13 protein-coding genes are annotated in these 19,649 nt (G+C 73.6%); 9 read left to right on the top strand and 4 right to left on the bottom strand.

From position 1 onward, the window contains the following. The first annotated feature begins 184 nt into the window (after window positions 1–184). Window positions 185–2,800, top strand: coding sequence for a rifamycin-inactivating phosphotransferase (gene rph, locus UW392_RS15895; protein ID WP_320775649.1), 2,616 nt, complete (start codon window positions 185–187; stop codon window positions 2,798–2,800). Window positions 2,801–2,941: 141 nt separating this feature from the next. After that, on the top strand, window positions 2,942–3,700 hold the full coding sequence (locus tag UW392_RS15890; RefSeq protein ID WP_320775648.1) for a glycosyltransferase: 759 nt from the start codon (window positions 2,942–2,944) through the stop codon (window positions 3,698–3,700). 27 nt (window positions 3,701–3,727) lie between these two features. On the opposite strand, the gene UW392_RS15885 is transcribed toward UW392_RS15890, so the two are convergent. The 3 genes from UW392_RS15885 to UW392_RS15875 are packed head-to-tail and all read right to left on the bottom strand — an operon-like array spanning window position 3,728 to window position 9,577. After that, entirely contained in the window at window positions 3,728–5,188 is a 1,461-nt protein-coding gene (locus tag UW392_RS15885) for a short-chain fatty acid transporter (RefSeq protein WP_320775647.1), read from the bottom strand. A 7-nt stretch (window positions 5,189–5,195) separates the two neighbouring features. Beyond that, window positions 5,196–6,155 carry an ornithine cyclodeaminase family protein gene (locus UW392_RS15880; RefSeq protein ID WP_320775646.1) on the bottom strand — a complete coding sequence of 320 codons (960 nt, stop codon included), beginning with the start codon at window positions 6,153–6,155 and terminating at the stop codon, window positions 5,196–5,198. A 35-nt stretch (window positions 6,156–6,190) separates the two neighbouring features. Continuing rightward, on the bottom strand, window positions 6,191–9,577 hold the full coding sequence (locus UW392_RS15875; RefSeq protein ID WP_320775645.1) for a molybdopterin-dependent oxidoreductase: 3,387 nt from the start codon (window positions 9,575–9,577) through the stop codon (window positions 6,191–6,193). Between the two features lie 112 nt (window positions 9,578–9,689). Here UW392_RS15875 and UW392_RS15870 point away from each other — a divergent pair, with 112 nt between their 5' ends. From UW392_RS15870 to UW392_RS15840, 7 genes are all read left to right on the top strand, one after another. After that, entirely contained in the window at window positions 9,690–10,364 is a 675-nt protein-coding gene (locus UW392_RS15870) for a GntR family transcriptional regulator (protein ID WP_320775644.1), read from the top strand. A 136-nt stretch (window positions 10,365–10,500) separates the two neighbouring features. Beyond that, window positions 10,501–11,793: an ABC transporter substrate-binding protein gene (locus UW392_RS15865; RefSeq protein WP_320775643.1), complete on the top strand. Its 1,293-nt coding sequence runs from the start codon at window positions 10,501–10,503 to the stop codon at window positions 11,791–11,793. Window positions 11,794–11,902: 109 nt separating this feature from the next. Beyond that, window positions 11,903–12,838 (top strand): sugar ABC transporter permease, encoded by a 936-nt coding sequence (locus tag UW392_RS15860; RefSeq protein ID WP_320775642.1) that lies wholly within the window; start codon window positions 11,903–11,905, stop codon window positions 12,836–12,838. 15 nt (window positions 12,839–12,853) lie between these two features. Further along, a complete protein-coding gene (locus tag UW392_RS15855; RefSeq protein WP_320775641.1) occupies window positions 12,854–13,681 on the top strand; it encodes a carbohydrate ABC transporter permease in 828 nt (275 codons plus the stop codon). Beyond that, window positions 13,678–14,730, top strand: coding sequence for a LacI family DNA-binding transcriptional regulator (locus UW392_RS15850; RefSeq protein ID WP_320775640.1), 1,053 nt, complete (start codon window positions 13,678–13,680; stop codon window positions 14,728–14,730). Before UW392_RS15855 ends, UW392_RS15850 begins: the two co-directional genes overlap by 4 nt. A gap of 53 nt (window positions 14,731–14,783) precedes the next feature. Further along, a complete protein-coding gene (locus UW392_RS15845) occupies window positions 14,784–16,718 on the top strand; it encodes a cellulase family glycosylhydrolase (protein ID WP_320775639.1) in 1,935 nt (644 codons plus the stop codon). Next, window positions 16,715–19,126: a glycoside hydrolase family 3 N-terminal domain-containing protein gene (locus UW392_RS15840; RefSeq protein WP_320775638.1), complete on the top strand. Its 2,412-nt coding sequence runs from the start codon at window positions 16,715–16,717 to the stop codon at window positions 19,124–19,126. The genes UW392_RS15845 and UW392_RS15840 overlap by 4 nt, the downstream gene beginning before the upstream one ends. On the opposite strand, the gene UW392_RS15835 is transcribed toward UW392_RS15840, so the two are convergent. Further along, complete coding sequence (locus UW392_RS15835) at window positions 19,123–19,605, bottom strand: hypothetical protein (protein WP_320775637.1); 483 nt, start codon at window positions 19,603–19,605, stop codon at window positions 19,123–19,125. The genes UW392_RS15840 and UW392_RS15835 overlap by 4 nt on opposite strands. Window positions 19,606–19,649: the final 44 nt, after the last annotated feature.

Below are 19,649 nucleotides of genomic sequence, written 5' to 3'. Positions count from 1 at the left end.
CCACCGCGCACGGCTCGCTCCGCGTCCGCTCGGCCGGACAACGGAAAAGCGAGGAGAACCCTCTCCTCGCCACTCTTAACTTATAGCGCACCGGGGGGCTTGCGGCAAGGCCCCACCCGTCCCGCACAATCGGCGGCCTGAGCCACTGACCCGGCCGACGAGCCGGGAGAGACGAGGGCACCACGTGCGGGCGGACGTGCAGTACGTACGGCATCTGGAACAGATCGAAGAGACACAGACCGCGGTCGTCGGCGGCAAGGGCGCGCACCTCGGGGCGCTGACCCGGATCGACGGCGTCCGCGTACCGGCCGGGTTCTGCGTGACGACGGACGCCTTCCGGCGGGTCGTGGCGCAGGCCCCCGCGATCGGCACACAGCTCAGCCGGCTGTCGCTGCTGGACCCCGGCGACCGGGACGGGGCCCGCACCCTCAGCGCGGAGATCCGGCGGAGCATCGAGGAACTGCCGCTCCCGGACGACCTCGCGGCGGAGATCACCCGCGCCCTCGCCGGGCTCGGCGCGGACGCCGCCTGCGCCGTCCGCTCCAGCGCGACGGCGGAGGACCTCCCGACCGCGTCCTTCGCCGGACAGCAGGACACCTACCTCAACGTCATCGGAGCGGAGGCGGTCCTGCGGCACGTCAGCCGGTGCTGGGCCTCACTGTTCACCGAACGCGCGGTGGCCTACCGGCGGCACAACGGCATCGACCACCGCACGGTGCACATGGCCGTGGTCGTCCAGCGGATGGTGTTCCCGGCCGCGTCCGGCATCCTCTTCACGGCCGACCCCGTCACCGGCAACCGCAAGGTCGCCAAGGTGGACGCCGGGTTCGGCCTCGGCGAGGCGCTGGTCTCCGGCATCGTCAACCCGGACGTGTTCACCGTGCGCGACGGCGAGGTGGTCGCCGAGACGATCGCCGCCAAGGAGCGCGCCGTCCAGCCCCTCACCGGCGGCGGTGTGCGCGAGGTGCCGGTCGACGCCCTCCGGCGGGAGCAGCCGTCGCTGACCCGGCCGCAGGTGCTGCGGCTGGTGGAACTGGGGCGGCGCATCGAGGCCCGCTTCGGCCGTCCGCAGGACATCGAGTGGTGCCTGGACGACGACGGTTTCCAGATCGTCCAGAGCCGGCCGGTCACCACGCTGTTCCCCGTGCCGTACGCCGCCGACGGGGGCAACCACGTCTACATGTCCGTCGGCCACCAGCAGATGATGACCGACCCCATGAAGGCCCTCGGGCTGTCCATGTGGCAGCTGACCGCCATGGTGCCGATGCACGAGGCCGGCGGACGGCTGTTCGTCGACGTCACCGAGCGCCTCGCCTCGGCCGCGGGCCGCGCCGCCCTCCTGGACACCGCCAACACCTCCGACCCGCTGACCCGGGACGCGCTGGAGACCGTCCTCGGCCACGAGGGCTTCCTCCCCCCGCTGCCCGAGGCACCCGACGCGGCTCCGGCCGCCCCCGGCCCGACCCCGCCCGCCCCCGAACCCCTTCCCACCGACCCCGCGATCGTCGCCGGGCTGATCGAGCGCAGCGAGGCGGCCGTCGCCGCGCTGGCACGCGACATCGCGACGAGGTCCGGCCCGGCGCTCTTCGACTTCCTGCTGGAAGCCTTCGAGGAGCAGAAGCGCGAGCTGCGGGACCCGCTGAACTTCCAGGCGATCATGGCGGGCATGGAGGCCACCTGGTGGCTCAACGACAAGCTCCGCCAATGGCTGGGCGAGAAGAACGCCGCCGACACCCTCACCCTGTCCGCGCCCGACAACATCACCTCCGAGATGGGACTGGCACTCCTCGACGTCGCGGACGCCGTCCGCCCCCACCCGGAGGTGATCGCCTACCTCCGGGGTGTCGAGGACGACGACTTCCTCGACGGGCTCGCCGACGTCCCCGGCGGCGCCGGGGCCCGCGACGCCGTCCTGCGGTACCTCGACCGGTACGGCATGCGCTGCGTCGGCGAGATCGACATCACCCGGCCCCGCTGGAGCGAGCGCCCCTCCGAACTGGTCCCCGTCATCCTGGACAACGTACGGAACTTCGAACCGGGCGCCGCCGGGCGGCGGTTCGAGCAGGGCCGGCAGGAGGCGTTGAAGAAGGAACAGGACGTACTGACCCGGCTGCGGGCCCTGCCCGACGGCGCGGAGAAGGCCGACGAGACCAAGCGGATGATCGACCGGGTCCGCACCTTCATCGGCTACCGCGAGTACCCGAAGTACGCCATCGTCCGCCGCTACCACGTCTACAGGCAGGCCCTGCTGCGCGAGGCCGACCGGCTCGTCGGGGCCGGGGTGCTCCGCGAGCGCGACGACGTCTTCCACCTCACCTTCCAGGAGTTCCGGGAGGCGGTGCGCACCCGGCGGGTGGACGACGGGCTGATCCGGCGGCGCGAGGAGGAGTACCGCTCCCACCGGGCGCTCACCCCGCCCCGGGTGCTCACCTCCGACGGCGAGGCCGTCTCGGGGTCCTACCGGCGCGACGACGTACCGGACGGCGCCCTGGTCGGCCTGCCGGTCTCCGCCGGGACCGTCGAGGGCCGCGCCCGCGTCGTCCTCGACATGCGCGAGGCCGACCTGGCGGCGGGCGACATCCTCGTCACCGCCTTCACCGACCCCAGCTGGTCCCCGCTCTTCGTGGGCATCGCCGGCCTGGTCACCGAGGTCGGCGGCCTGATGACGCACGGCGCGGTGGTCGCCCGGGAGTACGGTCTGCCGGCCGTCGTCGCCGTAGAGGGCGCCACGCGGCTCATCGAGGACGGGCAGCGCGTCCGCGTCCACGGAACCGACGGTTACATCGAGCTCCTGTCCTGACCGGCCGGCGGCGCGGGTCCCGGTACCGGATGCGGCGGGCGATCACCGGATGAGAGAGTGCAGGCATCGCCGAGGCGCCGAAGGGGCGGATGGAGGAACGGGCCACCGCCGCGGCGCCCACCGAACACCGGGGCCCAGGTCATGACACGAACCATCAGCGTCGTCACACCCGTCCACGCCGGGGGCGACGCCTACCTGCACGAGGCGTACGCCTCCCTCAGGGGCGAGCGGTCCCGCCTCCCCGACGGCTGGGACCTGCGCTGGGTGGTGCAGGAGGACGGCAGGTCCGGCCGGCCGCTGAAGGGTCTGCCGGACGACCCGTGGATCTCACCCGGTTCGGCCCGCCGGGGCGGCCCCGGTGTCGCGCGCACGATGGCCCTGCCCCGCGCCACCGGCGACCTCGTACGCACCCTCGACGCGGACGACGCCGTCCTCCCCGGCGGGCTGGCGCGCGACATCCGCACCATGACGGCCCACCCCGGGATCGGCTGGTGCGTCTCGGCCGGCCTCGACCTGCTGCCCGACGGCACGACCGCCCCCGGCCCCTACGACCCGCCCGAGGGCCCGCTCGCCTTCGCGACGCTGCTCGCCGCCTACGACGACGACCTGTTCCCGGTGATCGGCACCCATCTGACGGTCCGCCGGACCCTCCTGCTCGCCCTGGGAGGGTGGCCGGCGGTACCCGCGTGGGAGCCCATCGCCACCGTGCTGAACTGCGCCGCCGTCGCCCCCGGACGGATGATCGCGGAACCGAGCGGCTACTACCGCAAGCACCCCGGCCAGACCACCGCGCAGGCCGACTACTCCGAGGTCGCCGAGGCCGGCGAGCTGCGGGCCGTGATCAAGGCCCAGGCCCTCGCCCTGCACGCCCTCGGCTGGCGGTGGACGCCGCAGCCCTGACGGACCCGGCGGTGAACCGGGCGGCCCTCAGGGGTGGACCGGCGGTGTGTAGGGAAGCGTCGACGACAGCAGGGTGAGCAGGCCAAGGACCACCGGCAGCAACGCCACCAGGTACAGGAACGTGTAGCCGATGATGTCCCGCGCCTTCAGCTTCAGCACGCCCAGCAGCGGCAGCATCCAGAACGGGTTGACGAGGTTGGGCAGGGCCTCCGCGGCATTGTAGATCTGCACGGTCCAGCCGAGGTTGACGTGCAGGTCGTTCGCGGCCTGCATCACGTACGGCGCCTCGATGACCCACTTGCCGCCGCCGGAGGGGATGAGGAAGCCGAGAACGACGGAGTACACACCCATCGTCAGCGGGAAGAGGCCCGCCGAGCCGGTGCCGGTGAACAGCTGGGCGAGGTAGTGCGACAGGCTGTCGCCCGACCCGTTGACGGCCTCCGTCATGATGGCCGCGATACCGGCGTAGAACGGGAACTGGATCAGCACCCCGCCGGTGGCCGGGACGGCCTTCGCCACCGCGGCGACGAACCGCCGCGGACGCCAGTGCAGCAGCATGCCCAGCGCCAGGAACAGCAGGTTGTACGTGTTGAGGGTGGAGATCGCGACGATCGGGTCCTCGGCCGTGAACTCCTGCACGGCCCAGCCGCCGACGAGCGCGACGACGACGAAGGTGAGCAGCGGGCTGTACTCCAGCCACTCACCGGGCCGGGTCCGCGGCCGGTCCTCCTCCACCGGGTCGGACGGGTCGATCCCCAGGTCCGCGGCGGTACGGACGGAGTCGCCGCGCGGCGCGGTGAGCCAGGCGACCGCGACACAGACGACGATGACCACGGCGGCGAGGGTGAGGGACTGCCAGGTGAAAATGGTCTGGCTGAACGGGATGACGCCGGTGATGTCGAGGAGCGACTCGGTGAGGCTGTCGGGGTTGGCCTGCAACTGCGCGGCGGAGGAGCTGAGTCCGAGCGCCCAGCTGCCGCCGAGTCCCAGGTAGGCGGCGGCGGACGCGGCCCGGTAGTCGACGCGCAGGTCCTCCCGCTCGGCGAGCCGGCGCACCAGCAGCCCGCTGAAGATGAGGCTGAACCCCCAGTTGAGCAGCGCGGAGGTGAGACTGACGGTGGCCACCATGGCGACGGCGGCCCGGTTGGAGGACGGTATCCCGGCGAGCCGTGCGATGACCCGCTGGACGGGGCGCGCGGTGGCGACGACGTAACCGCCGATCGCCACCATCGCCATCTGCATGGTGAACGGGATCAGGTCCCAGAAACCGTCGCCGAACACGTCGGCGACCTTCGCGGGGGACGACCCGATGCCCATCGCGGCGACGGCCACGACGGCGACGGCGAGCAGGGCGAAGACCAGCGCGGTGGGGAACCAGCGTTCGGAGAAGGCGGCGCTGCGGGCGGCGGCCCGCGCGAAGACGTTGTCGGTGACGGACTGCTCCGTACGGTGTTCCAGCTCAGCAGGGGGGACGTGCTGCCGGGTCATGGGGTGCTCACTCCTGGGACGTGGTGATCTCGGGCGAGGGAACGTGGGCGCGGTAGACCGCGGTCGCGGCGGTGAGGTCGGCGAGCGCGCTGCCCACGGACTTGAAGACGGTGATCTCCTGCGGGGACCGCCGGCCGGGCACCGTGCCCGAGCAGAGGCCGGACAGGGTGCCGCGGATGTCGTCCGGGGTGAGGACGCCGCGCGCCAGGGGCTGGGTGAGGTCCCCGGACTCGCGCACGGCCTGCGGGGTGTCGATGAACACCGTGCCGCGGCGTACGCAGGTGTCGTCGGCCTCCCGCATGGTGGGGCGGAAGCCGCCGACGAGGTCGAGGTGGGTGCCGGGCCGCAGCCACTCGCCCCGGATCACCGGTTCGGTGGCGAGGGTGGCGCAGCTGACGATGTCCGCCTCGGCGACCGCGGCGGGCAGGTCGGTGACGGCCCGCGCCTCGACGCCCCGCCCGGTCAGCCGGGCGGCGAGCCGGGCCGCGCTCTCCGCTGAGCGGCTGTGCACCAGGACGGTGCGGATACCGAGGACGCTGCGGTAGGCGTCGGCGGTGAGGCTGGCGACATGACCGGCGCCGACGACGAGGAGCACGCCGCTGTCCGGGCGGGCGAGGTAGGTCGCGGCGAGCGCCGAGGTGGCCATGGTGCGGCGCCGGGTCAGTTCGTCGCCGTCGATGACCGCCAGGTGTTCGCCGGTGACGGCGCTGGCCAGGATGTACGCGGAGGACAGCGCGGGCCTGCCGAGGGCCGCGTTGGCGGGGAAGACGTTGACCAGCTTCACCCCGAGGAAGCCGCCCTCGGACCAGGCGGGCATCAGCAGCAGCGTGGCGTCGCCCTCGGTGTCGACGGTGTGGTGGTGCCGGTCGGGGCTGTGCGCCCCGCGCACGAACCCGTCCCGCAGCGCGGGGACGAGCCGCTCGAAGGGGAGGGCGGCGACGGTCTGTTCGGCGTCTATGCGCAGCATGCGTTCTTCCGTTGGGGATGCGGGTGGGCGCGGGGTCAGGCGTCCAGGGTGAGGACGTCGGTCACGGGCAGGGCCTGGCAGGTCAGGCAGCGGTCGTCGGGCAGGTCCTCGGGCGGGTCGACGAGGTGGGTGACCCGCCCGTCGAGGACGGTCACCGCGCAGCTCTCGCACTGCCCGAGCCGGCAGCCGCTGGGCAGCCGCACCCCTTCGCGCTCGGCGAGCCGGAGGAGGGTGCCGTCGGCGCGGGTCCAGGTCAGCCGCCGTCCGCTGCGCCGCAGTTCCACGGTGGCGCGGGCGTCGTCGGGGACGCTCACCGCGCGGGCGGCGGCGTGGAACTTCTCGGCGAACACGTCGAAGCGCGGCACCCCGCGCGCGACGAGCCCGGCGGTCACCTCGGAGAGCATCTCCTCGGGCCCGCAGAGGTAGAAGCGGGCGCGGCGCTCGATCAGCCCGGCGTCGACGTCCCCGGCGCCGACCCGGCCACGGTGGGTGGGCCGGTCGCCGGGTCCGGGCCGGCTGTAGTGCGTGTGGACCCGCAGCCGGGGCAGGCGCCGGCGCAGCTCGGCGATCCGGCCGGCGAACGCGTGCGAGGCGGCGTCCCGGCTGCCGTGGTGCAGGACGACCTCCGGGACGCTGCCGCCGCTCACCGCCAGCGTCTCCAGGTAGCCGAGGAAAGGGGTGATGCCGATGCCGGCCGCGAGCAGGACCACGGGGCGGGCCGTGTCGGTGGGGACGACGAACGGTCCGGACGGCGCGGTGAGCCAGGCCCGGGTGCCCGGCGCGGCGGTGTGGGCGAGAGCGGAGACCTCGCCGCCGGGCACCCGGCGCACCGCGATGCCGTAGCCGGTGCGGGCGGTGTCCCGGGCGGGCCCGGTGAGGGAGTAGCAGCGGGCCGGGGGCGCCTCGGCCGGTGTTCCGGGTCCGGTGAAGGAGACGGTGACGTGCTGGCCGGGACGGAAGTCGCCGGGCGCCGAGCCGTCGGCGGGCTCCAGGGTGAGGGCGACGATGTCCGGTCCCTCGGGACGGGCGGCGGTGACGACGAACTCCTTGCCGCCCGTCCAGTGCGTCACGGGCAGCGCGCGCACCTCGCACGCACCGGAGCGCATGGGCACGGACCCGCTGACGGGGTCGCGCACGTCGTCGTCCACCAGCAGGTTGTAGTTGCTGCCCCGCCCGTCGAACGGGTCGGAGCCGGGCAGCCCGAGGTCGGGGGCCTCCTGCCACCAGCCGTACTCGGCGACCACCACGTCGTCGTGCAGGTCCGGGTCGATCCGCGCCCGCATCCGCACGGTGCCCGAACGGGTCGACAGCTCGACCCACTGCCCCTCCCGCACGCCGCGCGCGAGCGCCAGCCGCGCACTGATGTCCACGGTCGGGTCGGGGCTGCGGCGCCGCAGGGAGGTGAGGCCGCGGTGCTGGCTGTGGCAGAAGTAGCCGTTCTTGGCGCAGGTCAGCCGCAGCGGGAAACGGGCGTCGGCGGCGGGGCGGGGGTCGGTGTGCTCGGGCACGGGGGAGTGGCCGTACGCGGCCAGCCGCTCGGAGTACAGCTCGACGCGGCGGGTCGGCGTGGCGAAGCCGGTGACATGCCCGGCTTCGTCGGTCCGCGCGAACTTGCGGTACGCGTGGGGGAGGGGCAGCCGGTGCCCGCCGGGCCTGCGCCGCAGCTCCGCGACGCTCAGCCCGAGCGGGGCGAGCCGGTGGTCCCACCCCGCGGTGACGTCACCGTCGAAGAACTCCGCGCCGAGTCCCAGCCGCCGCGCGAGGTCGAAGACGACCTCCGTGTCCGACCGCGACTCGCCCACCGGCTCCACCATGCGCGGCCGCAGCTGCACGTGTTCCTGCGCGCGCAGCCCGATCTCGAAGCCCGCCTTCACCGCCTCGTGCTCCCACGGGCTGCCGACCGGCAGCAGGATGTCGGCGAACCGCGCGGTGGGGTTCTCGAACAGGTCCAGGTGGACGTAGAAGTCGAGGGCGCGCAGCGCCTCTGCCGTGCGCCGCGGGTCGGGCTGCGAGAGCACCAGGTTGCTGCCGAAACCGACCAGGGCACGCACGCGGTACGGCTCCCCGTCCAGGACGGCGCGGCACAGGTCACGGCCGCTGACCCAGCCCTGGGCCGGCGGTCCCACCGGGTGCTCGGCGAGCCCGAGGGCCTTCGCGCGCTGCTCCGGGGCGAGTTGGCCGACGGAGGTGACCGGGGCGAGGGGCTGCCGGGGCCAGACCACGTTGCCGCCGGGCGCGTCGAAGCTGCCGGTGAGCGCGTACAGGGTGGCGATGGCCCGCTCGGTCTGGGTGGCGTTGGCGTGCTGTCCGACGCCGGTCCAGGCGTGGTACGAGACGGAGCGGGCCGAGGCCAGCGCGTCGGCGAAGGCGCTCAGCTCGGCGACGCCGACACCGGTGGTGCGCGCGGTGCGCTTAGGAGTCCAGGGCGCGCAGGCGTCCCGGTACCGCCGGAAGGCGGGCACACAGTCGACGGGCCCGTCCACGGTGGTGATCCGGTAGGTGCCGTCCAGCGCGAAGTCCTCCGGCCGGACGGCCGGAAAACGGGTGTCGTACACCCGCCAGGTGCCGCTACGGAGGTCGCGCACGACGTGACCGCCGCCCGCCGACGCCGCGTCGACCTCCTCGGCGCGCAGGAACCGCCCGGTGTCCGCCCGCACCAGCAGCGGCGCGTTCGTCCAGGACCGTACGGACTCCTCGTCGTACGCGCCGCGTTCCAGCAGCAGCCGTGCCGTGCCCAGGGCGAGCGCGGCGTCGGTGCCGGGCCGCACCCGCAGCCAGTGGTCGGCGTCCCGCGCGCTGGTCGAGCGGCGCGGGTCGATCACCGCCACCCGCGCCCCCCGGGTACGGGCGTCGGCGAGCGCCGCGGACTGGGCGAGCCACGTCTTGGCCGGGTTGTGGCCCCACAGCACGGCCAGGTCGGTCGCGGCGAAGTCGGCGGTCGGCAGGGCGCAGCCGAAGGTGAAGGCGTGTGCCCAGTCCTTGTGCCAGTTGCAGATCTCGGTGGAGTAGCAGATGTTCGGGCTGCCGAAGAGCCGGACGAACCGCTCGATCCAGTCGATCGAGTCCGACAGCGGCGTCCCGCTCGGCGAGGTCACCGCGAACGCCACCGCCTCCGCGCCGTGCCGCGCCTTGGTCCCGCCCAGCCGCCCGGCGATCTCGGTGAGCGCCTCGTCCCAGCCGATCGGCTCCCATCCCGGGTCCGGATCGGACTTCGGGGTGGTGCGCCGCAGGGGCCGGGTCAGCCGGTCGGGACTGTGCACGATCTCCGGCGCGGCCCGCCCCTTGGCGCACAGCGCGGCGCCCGTGGGGTGGTCCGGGTCGGGCCGCACCCCGGTCAGCGCACCGCCCTCGACGGTGTAGACGGCACCGCACCGGGACCGGCACAGCGTGCAGTACCCCTGCTTCTCCGTCGGCTCCGCCATGGTTACTCCCCAGTAGTCGGTTACCGGCTACCGGTCGCCGGTTGGCCGCTAAGATGCATGCAGGGCGGAGACGAAGTCAAGAGAAGTCAAGAAGAGGCGGTCGAGAGCACCGATGGCGCAGAACCTGTCAGCCGGCTCCCTCCAGCGCACCAGCCTGCGCGACCAGGTCCTCGATCTGGTCCGCCAGTCGCTGGTCTCCGGCGAGATCCGCCCCGGTGACATCTACTCGGCCGCGGCCCTCGCGGCCCGCCTCGGCGTCTCCAGCAGCCCGGTCCGCGAGGCCATGCTCACCCTGGTCAACGAGGGTCTGATGGAGCCCGTCCGCAACCGCGGCTACCGCGTCGTGCCGATGAGCGAGCACGACCTGGACGAGATCTACGAGATGCGCCTCCTGCTGGAGGTGCCCGGCACCCTGCGGGCCGCGGAACGCGCCACCGCCGAGGACCTGGCCGCCCTGCGCACGGTGGCCGACGAGATCAAGGCGGCCGCCGCGACGGGTGACGTCGTCGCCTTCCTCGACGCGGACCGGCGCTTCCACGCCGGCCTGCTGCGGCTCGGCGGCAACCGGCGGCTGGTCGACACCGTCCTGTCCCTGCGTGACCGGACCCGCCTGTACGGCCTGGACGCCCTGGCCCGGCACGGGATGCTGGACCACTCCGCCCACGAGCACCACGACATGCTGGACGCGGTCGCCGCGGGAGACGCCGAGCGGCTGGAGGAGATCGTCCGCCACCACCTCCTGCACACCCGCTCCGACTGGGCCGAGCCCGACGAGCCACGTCCCTGAATCCCGTCCCTGAACCCCGTACGATCCGGCCGGCCGGCGGGTATTGACCCCGGGCGCAACCCCTCCTAAAGTCCTCGCACCCTCGCAGGTACATCGATTAACCACTCGTTAACCGCATGGTTGGAGGCACACCCCTGTGCGCTCACCGCTGACCCGGCGCGGCTTCCTCGCCACCGGTTCCGGCCTCGCCGCCGCGACCGCCCTGCCCGCTCTGACCGGCTGCTCCGCGCTGGCGGCGGTGGACTCCGATCCCGACACGCTCGTCGTCCACAGCCAGCTCGGCACCACCGCGCCGGGATCGCCCGCCTACCTGGCCGCCCTCGACCGCTTCCGTCGCCGGAACCCCGGCCTGAAGGTCAGGAACCTCATCAACGGCGACGACCTGGCGCAGGTCTACGAGACCTCCCGGCTGGCCCGCAAGGAAGCCGACGTCGTCATGGTCAACCTCTACGACAAGACCCTCGCCTGGACCGACGTCGGCGCCACCGTCGACGTCAAGGGGTACCTGGACGACTGGGGACTGCGCGAGCGGGTCCTGCCGGTGGCCCTGGACGCCTGGACCGACGCGAAGGGCCGGCTGCGGGCCTTCCCCTACTTCGCCACCAACTGGCCCGTGGCGTACAACAGATCGCTGCTCGACAAGGCGGGCGTCGAGGAGGTACCGGCCACCGGCGACGAGCTGATCGCCGCCGCCCGCAAGCTGCGCGCCAAGGGCATCGGCCCCGTCACCACCGGCGGCAACGACTGGACCGGGCAGAAACTCCTCGCCCAGATCATCCAGACCTTCCTCACCGAGGACGAGGCCCGGCACGTCTACACCACCGGCGACTTCAGCGGCAGCAGGGGCGCGAAGGAGGGGATCGAGTACTTCGTCGCGCTGCGCGACGCCGGGGTCTTCGTCGACAAGGCGCAGGGCCTCACCTCCGACTCGATGACCACCCAGTACAACACCGGGGCCGCCGCGATCCAGTCGGCGATGTCCTCGGCGCTCGCGAAGGTCCCCGAGGACGTCGCACGCCACACGGAGGTGGGCGGCTGGCCGCTCGCCGAGGGCGCCGTCCACGACCACCCCACCATCCTGCGCACGTACACCCTCATCGGTTTCTGGATCAGCCCCAACGGCACGAAGAAGATCGACGCCGTCGAGAAGTTCCTGCGCTTCATGTACCGTCCCGACACCGTGTCCCGGTTCATCCGGGAGAGCGGCCGCGACATGGCCCTGCGCTCCGACACGGTCAGCACGGACTTCCCGCTGGTCGCCGCCGCGCAGCGACTCGGGAGCGACGTCAGCCAGGTCCTGCTGCCCGACGTGTACGTCCCGCCCACGGCGACCCAGCCGCTCACCACCGCGACCAGCACGTCCTTCACCCGGGGGACGAGCGCCGCGAAGGTGCGCGCCGCCCTCGAAGCCGCGTACCGCTCCGCGTGAACCCGCGTACCTCTCCGCGCGAGCCCGCGTACCTCCCCTCGCGAACCCGCCCCGGCCCTCAGTTCCCGGTCCCCGGTCCCCGTTCCCCACAGTCCTTCGGAGTCAGAGCATGACGACGCTGACGCCCGCACCGGGCGACACCACGGTCCGCCGTCCCGGACCGCCGGCCCCCACCGCCGGGCGCCGGCCCCGGCAGGGCGGCACCGTCCTCGCCGTCCCGGCCCTGGTCTGGTACCTGGTCTTCATGGTCGGCCCGATGATCGCGATCTTCGTGGTCGCCGCCCTGCACTGGCCCGGCATGCTGCAACCGGTCTCCTTCGCCGGCCTCGGCAACGTCCGCACCGTCCTCGACGACCCGGTCTTCTGGGACGCCGTGCGCAACACCGCCGTCCAGCTCGCCGTCGCCCTGCCGGTCATGATCGTGTGCGCCTACATGCTCGGTTACTACGTCGCGCAGAAACCGCCCGGCCACCGCGTCGTCCGCTACCTGCTCTTCATCCCGGGCCTGATCTCCACCCCGGCGAAGGCCATGGTGTTCTACGCGGCCCTCTCCCCGGACGGACTGGCCAACGGCGCCCTGGAGTCCGCCGGCCTCGGCTCGCTCACCGACGCCTGGCTCGCCTCGCCGTCCACCGCGCTGGCCTGCCTGATCGCCCTCGACATCTGGGCCGGCATCGGCTTCACCGCCGTCCTCTTCGCCGCCCGCCTCGGCAGCGTCCCCGACGAACTCGGCGAGGCCGCCCAGCTCGACGGCGCCGGACACTGGCGCACGATGTGGCGCGTCCACTTTCCCGTCATCCGCGACTACGTGGGCGTCGTGACGATGCTCCAGTTCCTGTGGACGCTCTTCGGCTCCGCGCAGCACGTGCTGCTGCTCACCCAGGGCGGCCCCGGCACCTCCTCCACCACCCTGTCCTTCCTCGTCTACCAGAAGGCGTTCATCGCCGCCGACCTCGGCTACAGCCAGACCGTCGGCGTCCTCCTCTTCCTCGCCGGACTCGCCGGACTCCTCACCATCCGCCGCGTGTTCCGCCAGAACCACTGAACGGAGCCGCTCACCATGAAGCTCTCCAAACGCTGGCTGCCCGCGCACATCCTGGTGTGGTCCTACGCGGTCCTGCTGATCGTGCCGCTGTACTACTTCCTCGCCTCCGCGTTCAAGACGAACGACGAAATCTTCGCCCACCCCTTCGCCCTGCCCGCCTCCTTCGGGTTCGGCAACTTCCGCACCGCCTTCGACAGCGCCGACCTGGGCCTCGCCGTCGTCAACTCCACCCTGGTGACGGTCCTCTCGCTCGTCCTCACCCTGGCGCTGGCGCTGCCCGCGGCGTTCGCGCTGGCCCGCTCCTCCGGCCGCCTCGCCTCGGCCGTGGAGAAGGTCTTCTCGCTCGGGTTCCTCATCCCGACCTTCGCGGCGCTCTTCCCGACGTTCCTGCTGGCCGCGGCGACCGGTCTCTTCCACACCCGTACCTTCATGGTGCTGTTCCTGCCGGCGACCGCCATGCCGCTGTCCGTGGTGATCCTGGTGCAGTTCATGCGGACCGTCCCCAAGGAGATGGAGGAGGCCGCCCGCATCGACGGCGCCTCCACCTTCGCGGTCCTGCGCCACGTCTACGTCCCGATGTGCACACCCGGCATCGCCACCGTGCTGCTGCTGAACTTCCTCACCTTCTGGAACGAGTACCTGTACTCCCTCGTCATCGTCGGCCCCGACCCGGCCCAGCGCACCGTCCAGGTCGCCCTGCCCACCCTGAAGTCGATCACCGGCACCGACTACGGCGTCCTCACGGCCGGCACGGTCCTCACCCTCGTACCGGTGTGGGTCGTCTACACCGTGCTCCAGCGGCGCATGCAGCAGGCCCTCGTCAGCGGGGCGGTGAAGATGTGAGCACCCCCGCCGACCGGCACGTGAAGTCCGTCAGACGCCCGACCATCAAGGCCGTCGCGGCGGCGGCCGGGGTGTCCACCGCCGCCGTCTCCCAGGCGTTCAACGACAAGGGACGGCTCTCCGCCACCACCCGCCGCCGCATCCTGGACACCGCCCTCGAACTCGGCTGGTCCCCGAGCGCCCCCGCCGCCGCCCTGCGCAGCGCCCGCACCCGCACCCTCGCCCTGGTCGTCCGGCGGCCCACCGACGTCCTCGGCGCCGACCCCCACTTCAGCGAACTCATCACCGGCATAGAAGGCGAACTCGCCCCGCGCGGCTACGGGCTGCTGCTCCACCTGGTCGCCGGGGACCAGGAGGAGAACGTCCTCTACGAACGGCTCGCCGCCGAGGGCCGGGTCGACGGCGCCGTCCTCACCGACGCCCGCGCCGACGACCCCCGGCCCGCGCTGCTGACCCGCCTCGGCCTGCCCGCGGTGCTGCTCGGCGCCCCCGACAGCACGGCGGCCGTCCCGAGCGTCGGCCTCGGCGGACAGGGCGCCGGCGTCCAGGAGGCCGTCACCCACCTCCTGGACCACGGCCACCGGCGCGTCGCCTACGTCGCCGGACCCGAGGAACTCCAGCACACCCGGCTGCGCCTCGGCGCCTTCGCGGCGGCCCTGCGCGAGGCCGGTGCACGGCCGGTCGCCGTGCTGCACACCGACTTCTCGGAGACCTCCGCCGTCGCCGCGACCGAGGCGCTGCTCGCCGTGGCCGACCGCCCCACGGCCATCGTCTACGCCAACGACTCCATGGCCGTGTGCGGCATGGGCGCGGCCCAGCGCGCCGGTCTGCGCGTCCCCGACGACCTCTCCGTCGTCGGCTACGACAACCTGCCGCTCGGCCGCTGGCTCCACCCGCGGCTGACCACCGTCGACCAGCAGGTGCAGCGGGTCGGCGCCGCCGCCGCGTGCGTGCTGCTCGCCCGCTGCGGCGAGGACGTGCGAGCCGAGCACCTCGACGACCGGCCCCGCCTGGTCGTCCGCGAGTCCACCGGACCCGCACCCGCCTGACCCCGCCCCGCACCCGTATGAGCCCCCCGTACCCGAACGACCCGAGAAGGACCATGCGACGCCACAGCGCCCACCTGACCCACGACGCCGCCGTGACTCCCTGGCTCGGCGCCAACTTCTGGTCCCGCACCGGCGGCCCCCTGATGTGGCGCGACTACGACCCGAAGACGGTCCGCGAGGAACTCGGCGTGCTGCGCGAACACGGCCTGACCATGACGCGCTCCTTCTTCTACTGGCCCGACTTCCACCCCGAGCCGTACCGGATCGACGAGACGATGTGCGAACGGTTCGCGGACTTCCTCGACGCCCACACCGAGGCGGGCATGGGCACCGTCCCCACCTTCATCGTCGGCCACATGTCAGGGGAGAACTGGGACCCCGTCTGGCGCGGCGGCCGGGACCTGTACGAGGACGTGTGGATGGTCGGCCGGCAGGCGTGGTTCGCGTCGCGGATGACCCGCCGCTTCAAGGACCACCCCGCCGTCACCGGCTGGCTCATCACCAACGAGATGCCGGGCTACGGCCGGATCCACCAGGAGAACCCGCCCTCCTCCGACGTCGTCACCGCCTGGGCGCAGGCCATGTGCAACGCCGTACGGGCCGCCGGCGGCACCCAGCCCGTCTCCCTCGGCGACGGCGCCTGGGGCATCGAGGTGACCGGCCGCGACAACGGCTTCTCGCTCCGCGACACCGCCGAGTACGTCGACTTCGTCGGCCCGCACGTCTACCGCTCCGACACCGACCGGCCCCGCCAGCACCACCGCGCCGCCTTCGAGTGCGAACTGGCGTCGGTGACCGGACAGCCCGTGATCCTGGAGGAGTTCGGCCTCTCCACCGACACCGTCTCCGCCGCCAACGCCGCCGTCTACTACCGGCAGACCCTGCACACCTCCCTGCTCGGCGGCGCCACCGGCTGGATCGCGTGGAACAACACCGACTACGACGACCTGTGGGACCGCTCGCCCTACGACCACCACCCCTTCGAGATGCACTTCGGCATCACCGACAGCCAGGGCGCGCCCAAGGCGCCGCTCCACGAACTCGCCGCCTTCGCCGACGTGCTGAAGGCCGTCGACTTCGCCCGCTGCCGCCGCGCCGACACCGACGCCGCCCTGGTCGTCCCCGCGTTCCTGGAGCGCGGCTACCCCTACAGCAGGCCCGCCGACCGTCCGCTGATCTTCACCTCGCTGCACCAGGCGTACGTCGCCGCCCGCGCCGCCGACCTGCCCGCCGGACTGCTCCGCGAGGCCGACGGCCTCCCCGGCGACGCGAGGCTGTACCTGCTCCCCGCCACCCGGCAGCTCACCACCCGCACCCGCCGGGCGCTGGCCCGCCGCGCGCACGAGGGCGCGACGGTCTACCTGTCGTTCTGCTCCGGCGAGCACCCCGGCACCCGCGGCCCCTGGTTCGACGACCTCGACGGCCTCTTCGGCGTCGAACTCCAGTCGTCCTACGGGGTCGCCGAGCCCGTCACCGACGACGTCCTGGAGATGACGTTCACCGAGGACTTCGGACCGCTCACGGCGGGGGAGACCCTCACCTTCCCGGTGGCGGGCAACGAGGACAGCCGCGCCTACCTCCCCGTCGTCCCGGCCGGCGCCCGCGTGGCCGCCGTGGACGCCCACGGCCGCCCCGCCCTGCTCGTCCACGACACCGGCGCGGGCCGCACCGTCCTCGCGACATACCCGCTGGAGTACATGGCCGCCCGCACCGCCCACGTCAACCCCGAGCAGACCCACCGCCTGTACGCCGCGCTCGCCGACGTCGCCGGGGCCGAGCGCCCGGTCACCGTCGACAGCCCGTACGTCGGCGCCGACCTCCTCGAGCACGAGGACGGACGGCGTTTCGTATGGCTGGTGAGCCAGTCCGCCGAGGAGCTGACGGTGCGCCCGCGCAGCTCCGGCGGCCTGCGCGACGTGCTCACCGGCGAACGGAGCGCGGACGTGCGGCTCGCCCCGTACGGCGTCGCGGTCCTGGAGCTGACATGACCCCGCCCCGCTACCGCGACCCGCACGCGCCGGTCGAGGACCGGGTCCGGGACCTCCTCGGCCGGATGACCCTGACGGAGAAGGTCGGCCAGGTCAACCAGCGGCTGTACGGCTGGGACGCCTACGAGCGGACCCCCGACGGCCACCGGCTCACCGACACCTTCCGCACCGAGGTCGCCGCGTACGACGGCATGGGCGCCCTCTACGGACTCCAGCGCGCCGACCCCTGGTCGGGCGTGGGCTTCGCCGACGGCATCACGGCGGCCGACGGCGCCCGCGTCGCCGACACCGTGCAGCGCCACGTCGTGGAGAACACCCGGCTGGGCATCCCGGTGCTTCTCGTCGAGGAGGTGCCCCACGGCCACCAGGCCCTCGACGGCACCGTCCTGCCGGTGAACCTCGCCGTCGGCGCCACCTGGGACCCCGCCCTCCACGAGGCCGCGGCCGAGGCGGCCGGCGCCGAACTGCGCGCCCGCGGCGGCCACGTCGCGCTCGTCTCCGCCCTCGACCTGGTCCGCGACCCGCGCTGGGGCCGGGCCGAGGAGTGCTACGGCGAGGACCCCCACCTCGCCGCCCGGTTCACCGAGGCCCTGGTGCGCGGCATGGACCGGGCGGGGGCCGCGGTCGTCCTCAAGCACTTCGCCGGACAGGGTGCCACGGTCGGCGGCCGCAACAGCGCCGCCACCGAACTCGGGCCCCGCGAACTCCACGAGATCCACCTCGCGGCGGCACACGCGGGCGTCCGGGCCGGCGCGGCGGGCGTGATGGCCGCGTACAACGAGCTGGACGGCCTGCCCTGCGTCGCCAGCCACGCCCTGCTCACCGGGCTGCTGCGCGAGCGGTGGGGCTACGACGGGATCGTCATGGCGGACGGCGCGGCCGTCGACCGGCTGGTACGCCTCGCCGGGGACCCGGTCGCCGCCGGTGCCATGGCGCTCGCGGCGGGCTGCGACCTGAGCCTGTGGGACGGCTGTTTCCCCCGGCTCGCCGAGGCCGTCACCCGGGGCCTGGTGTCCGAGGCCGCGCTGGACACCGCGGTCGCCCGCGTCCTCACCCTCAAGTTCCGCCTGGGCCTCTTCGAGCACCCGTACACGCCGCGACGCCGGACGGGTGTGTCCGCGCGGGAGGTGAGCGAGCGGACCGCGCGGGCCTGCGTCACCCTCCTCGCGCACGACGGCCAGACTCTGCCGCTCGGTCCGGCCGTCCGGCGGATCGCCGTGCTGGGCCCCACCGCCGACTCCGTACCGCACCAGATCGGCGACTACACCGCGCCCCAGCGACCGGGAACCGGCGTCACCGTCCTGGCCGGCATCCGGGCCGCCGCCCCGGCGGGCGTCGAGGTCACCCACGGCACCGGCTCCGCGCTGACCGGCGACGACCGTTCCGCGCTCCCCGAAGCGGTCGCCCTGGCCGCCGCGGCGGACGTGGCCGTCCTGGTGCTGGGTGGCTCCAGCGCCCGCGACGGCGCCACCGCGTTCGCCGACAACGGCGCGGCCGTGGTCGGCGGCTCGGCGCCGCCCGGCATGACCTGCGGCGAGGGCGTCGACCTGGCGGACCTGGCGCTCCCGGCGGGCCAACGGGCGCTCCTGGACGCCGTGGCCGCCACCGGCACACCCGTCGCCGTGGTCCTCGTCCAGGGCCGCCCGCACGCCCTGCCGGACCTCTCCCGGACCGCGGGGGCCGTGCTCAGCGCCTGGTACCCGGGACCGTGGGGCGGCCGCGCCGTCGCCGACGTGCTCTTCGGCCACGCGGAGCCGGAGGGCCGCCTGCCGGTGTCGGTGCCCCGCTCGGCGGCGCACCTGCCCGTGTACTACAACGGCAAGGACCACGGGTACCGGGGGTACGTCGACCAACCCGCCACCGCCCGGTACCCGTTCGGCCACGGGCTGTCGTACACGACGGTCGAGTACGGCGCGCCGGTGCTCTCCCGTACGTCGGTCACGTCCGACGATCCCACGCTGACCTGCACGGTCACCGTCGCGAACACGGGGGACCGGCCGGTGCGGGAGACCGTGCAGCTGTACGTCCGGCGGACGTCGGGCGGCTCGTCCTGGCCGCGGACGCGGGAACTGCGCGGCTTCACCCGGCTCCGGCTCGGGCCGGGGGAGAGCGGTACGGCCGTGTTCGCTGTCGACGCGGAGACCCTCGCCTCCGTCACGCGCGACCTCACCCCGGGGGTGGAGCCGGGCGAACTGCTGCTGGAGACCGGCCCGTCCTCCGCCGCGACCCGCGGCGCACCCCTCACGGTCCGGGCCGGACGGCCGTCCCGCGGCCCCGCGGCCCCGCGGTCGGGTGCGGCGGACGGGTTTCCCCTACCGCACCAGGCCCAGACGGAGCCTGGTGTCCCGGACCAGGCCGACACGGGACCTGGCGTCCCGGACCAGGCCGACACAGGGCCTCCCGTCTAGACGAGGTCGATGCGGAGGTGGACTCCCGCCTGCCGCAGGGCCGAGTAGCAGTACGCCGCCCGTGCCACCGAGACGAGGGGCGACTTGAGCGCCGTGGCGAGCACCGCCGCGTGGCAGGCCGCCAGCACCTCGGCGCCCTCGACACGGCGGTCCAGGGACGCGGCGTAGAGCCGGCCGGCCGAGAGCGTCTCCGCGGGGGAGAGACCGACGACCTCGGTCCCGCCCAGCTCCTGGAACCTGCGGACCGGCACACCGGTGCCGTCCCTGTGGTCCCGGTCGCACAGCTCGTCCCAGCAGGTGCGCATGGCACAGGCGACGGCGAAGGCCACGGCCGGTGTGACGAGACGGACAGCCCCGGCGCGCGTCGCCTCGCCCAGGGCCCGGCCGTCCGCCGTGTGCCCCACGGCGATGCGGTACAGCGAGAACGGGTCGACCACGGCGACCTCGGCGGTCTCCGGGAGTTCGTCCTGGACTGCCACTGCGGTGACTCCTCGCGGGAAGGCCAAGCGGAAGCCGATACGGG

Source organism: Streptomyces sp. CRN 30 (assembly GCF_034105845.1).
This window is presented reverse-complemented; position numbering and strand designations above follow the sequence as displayed.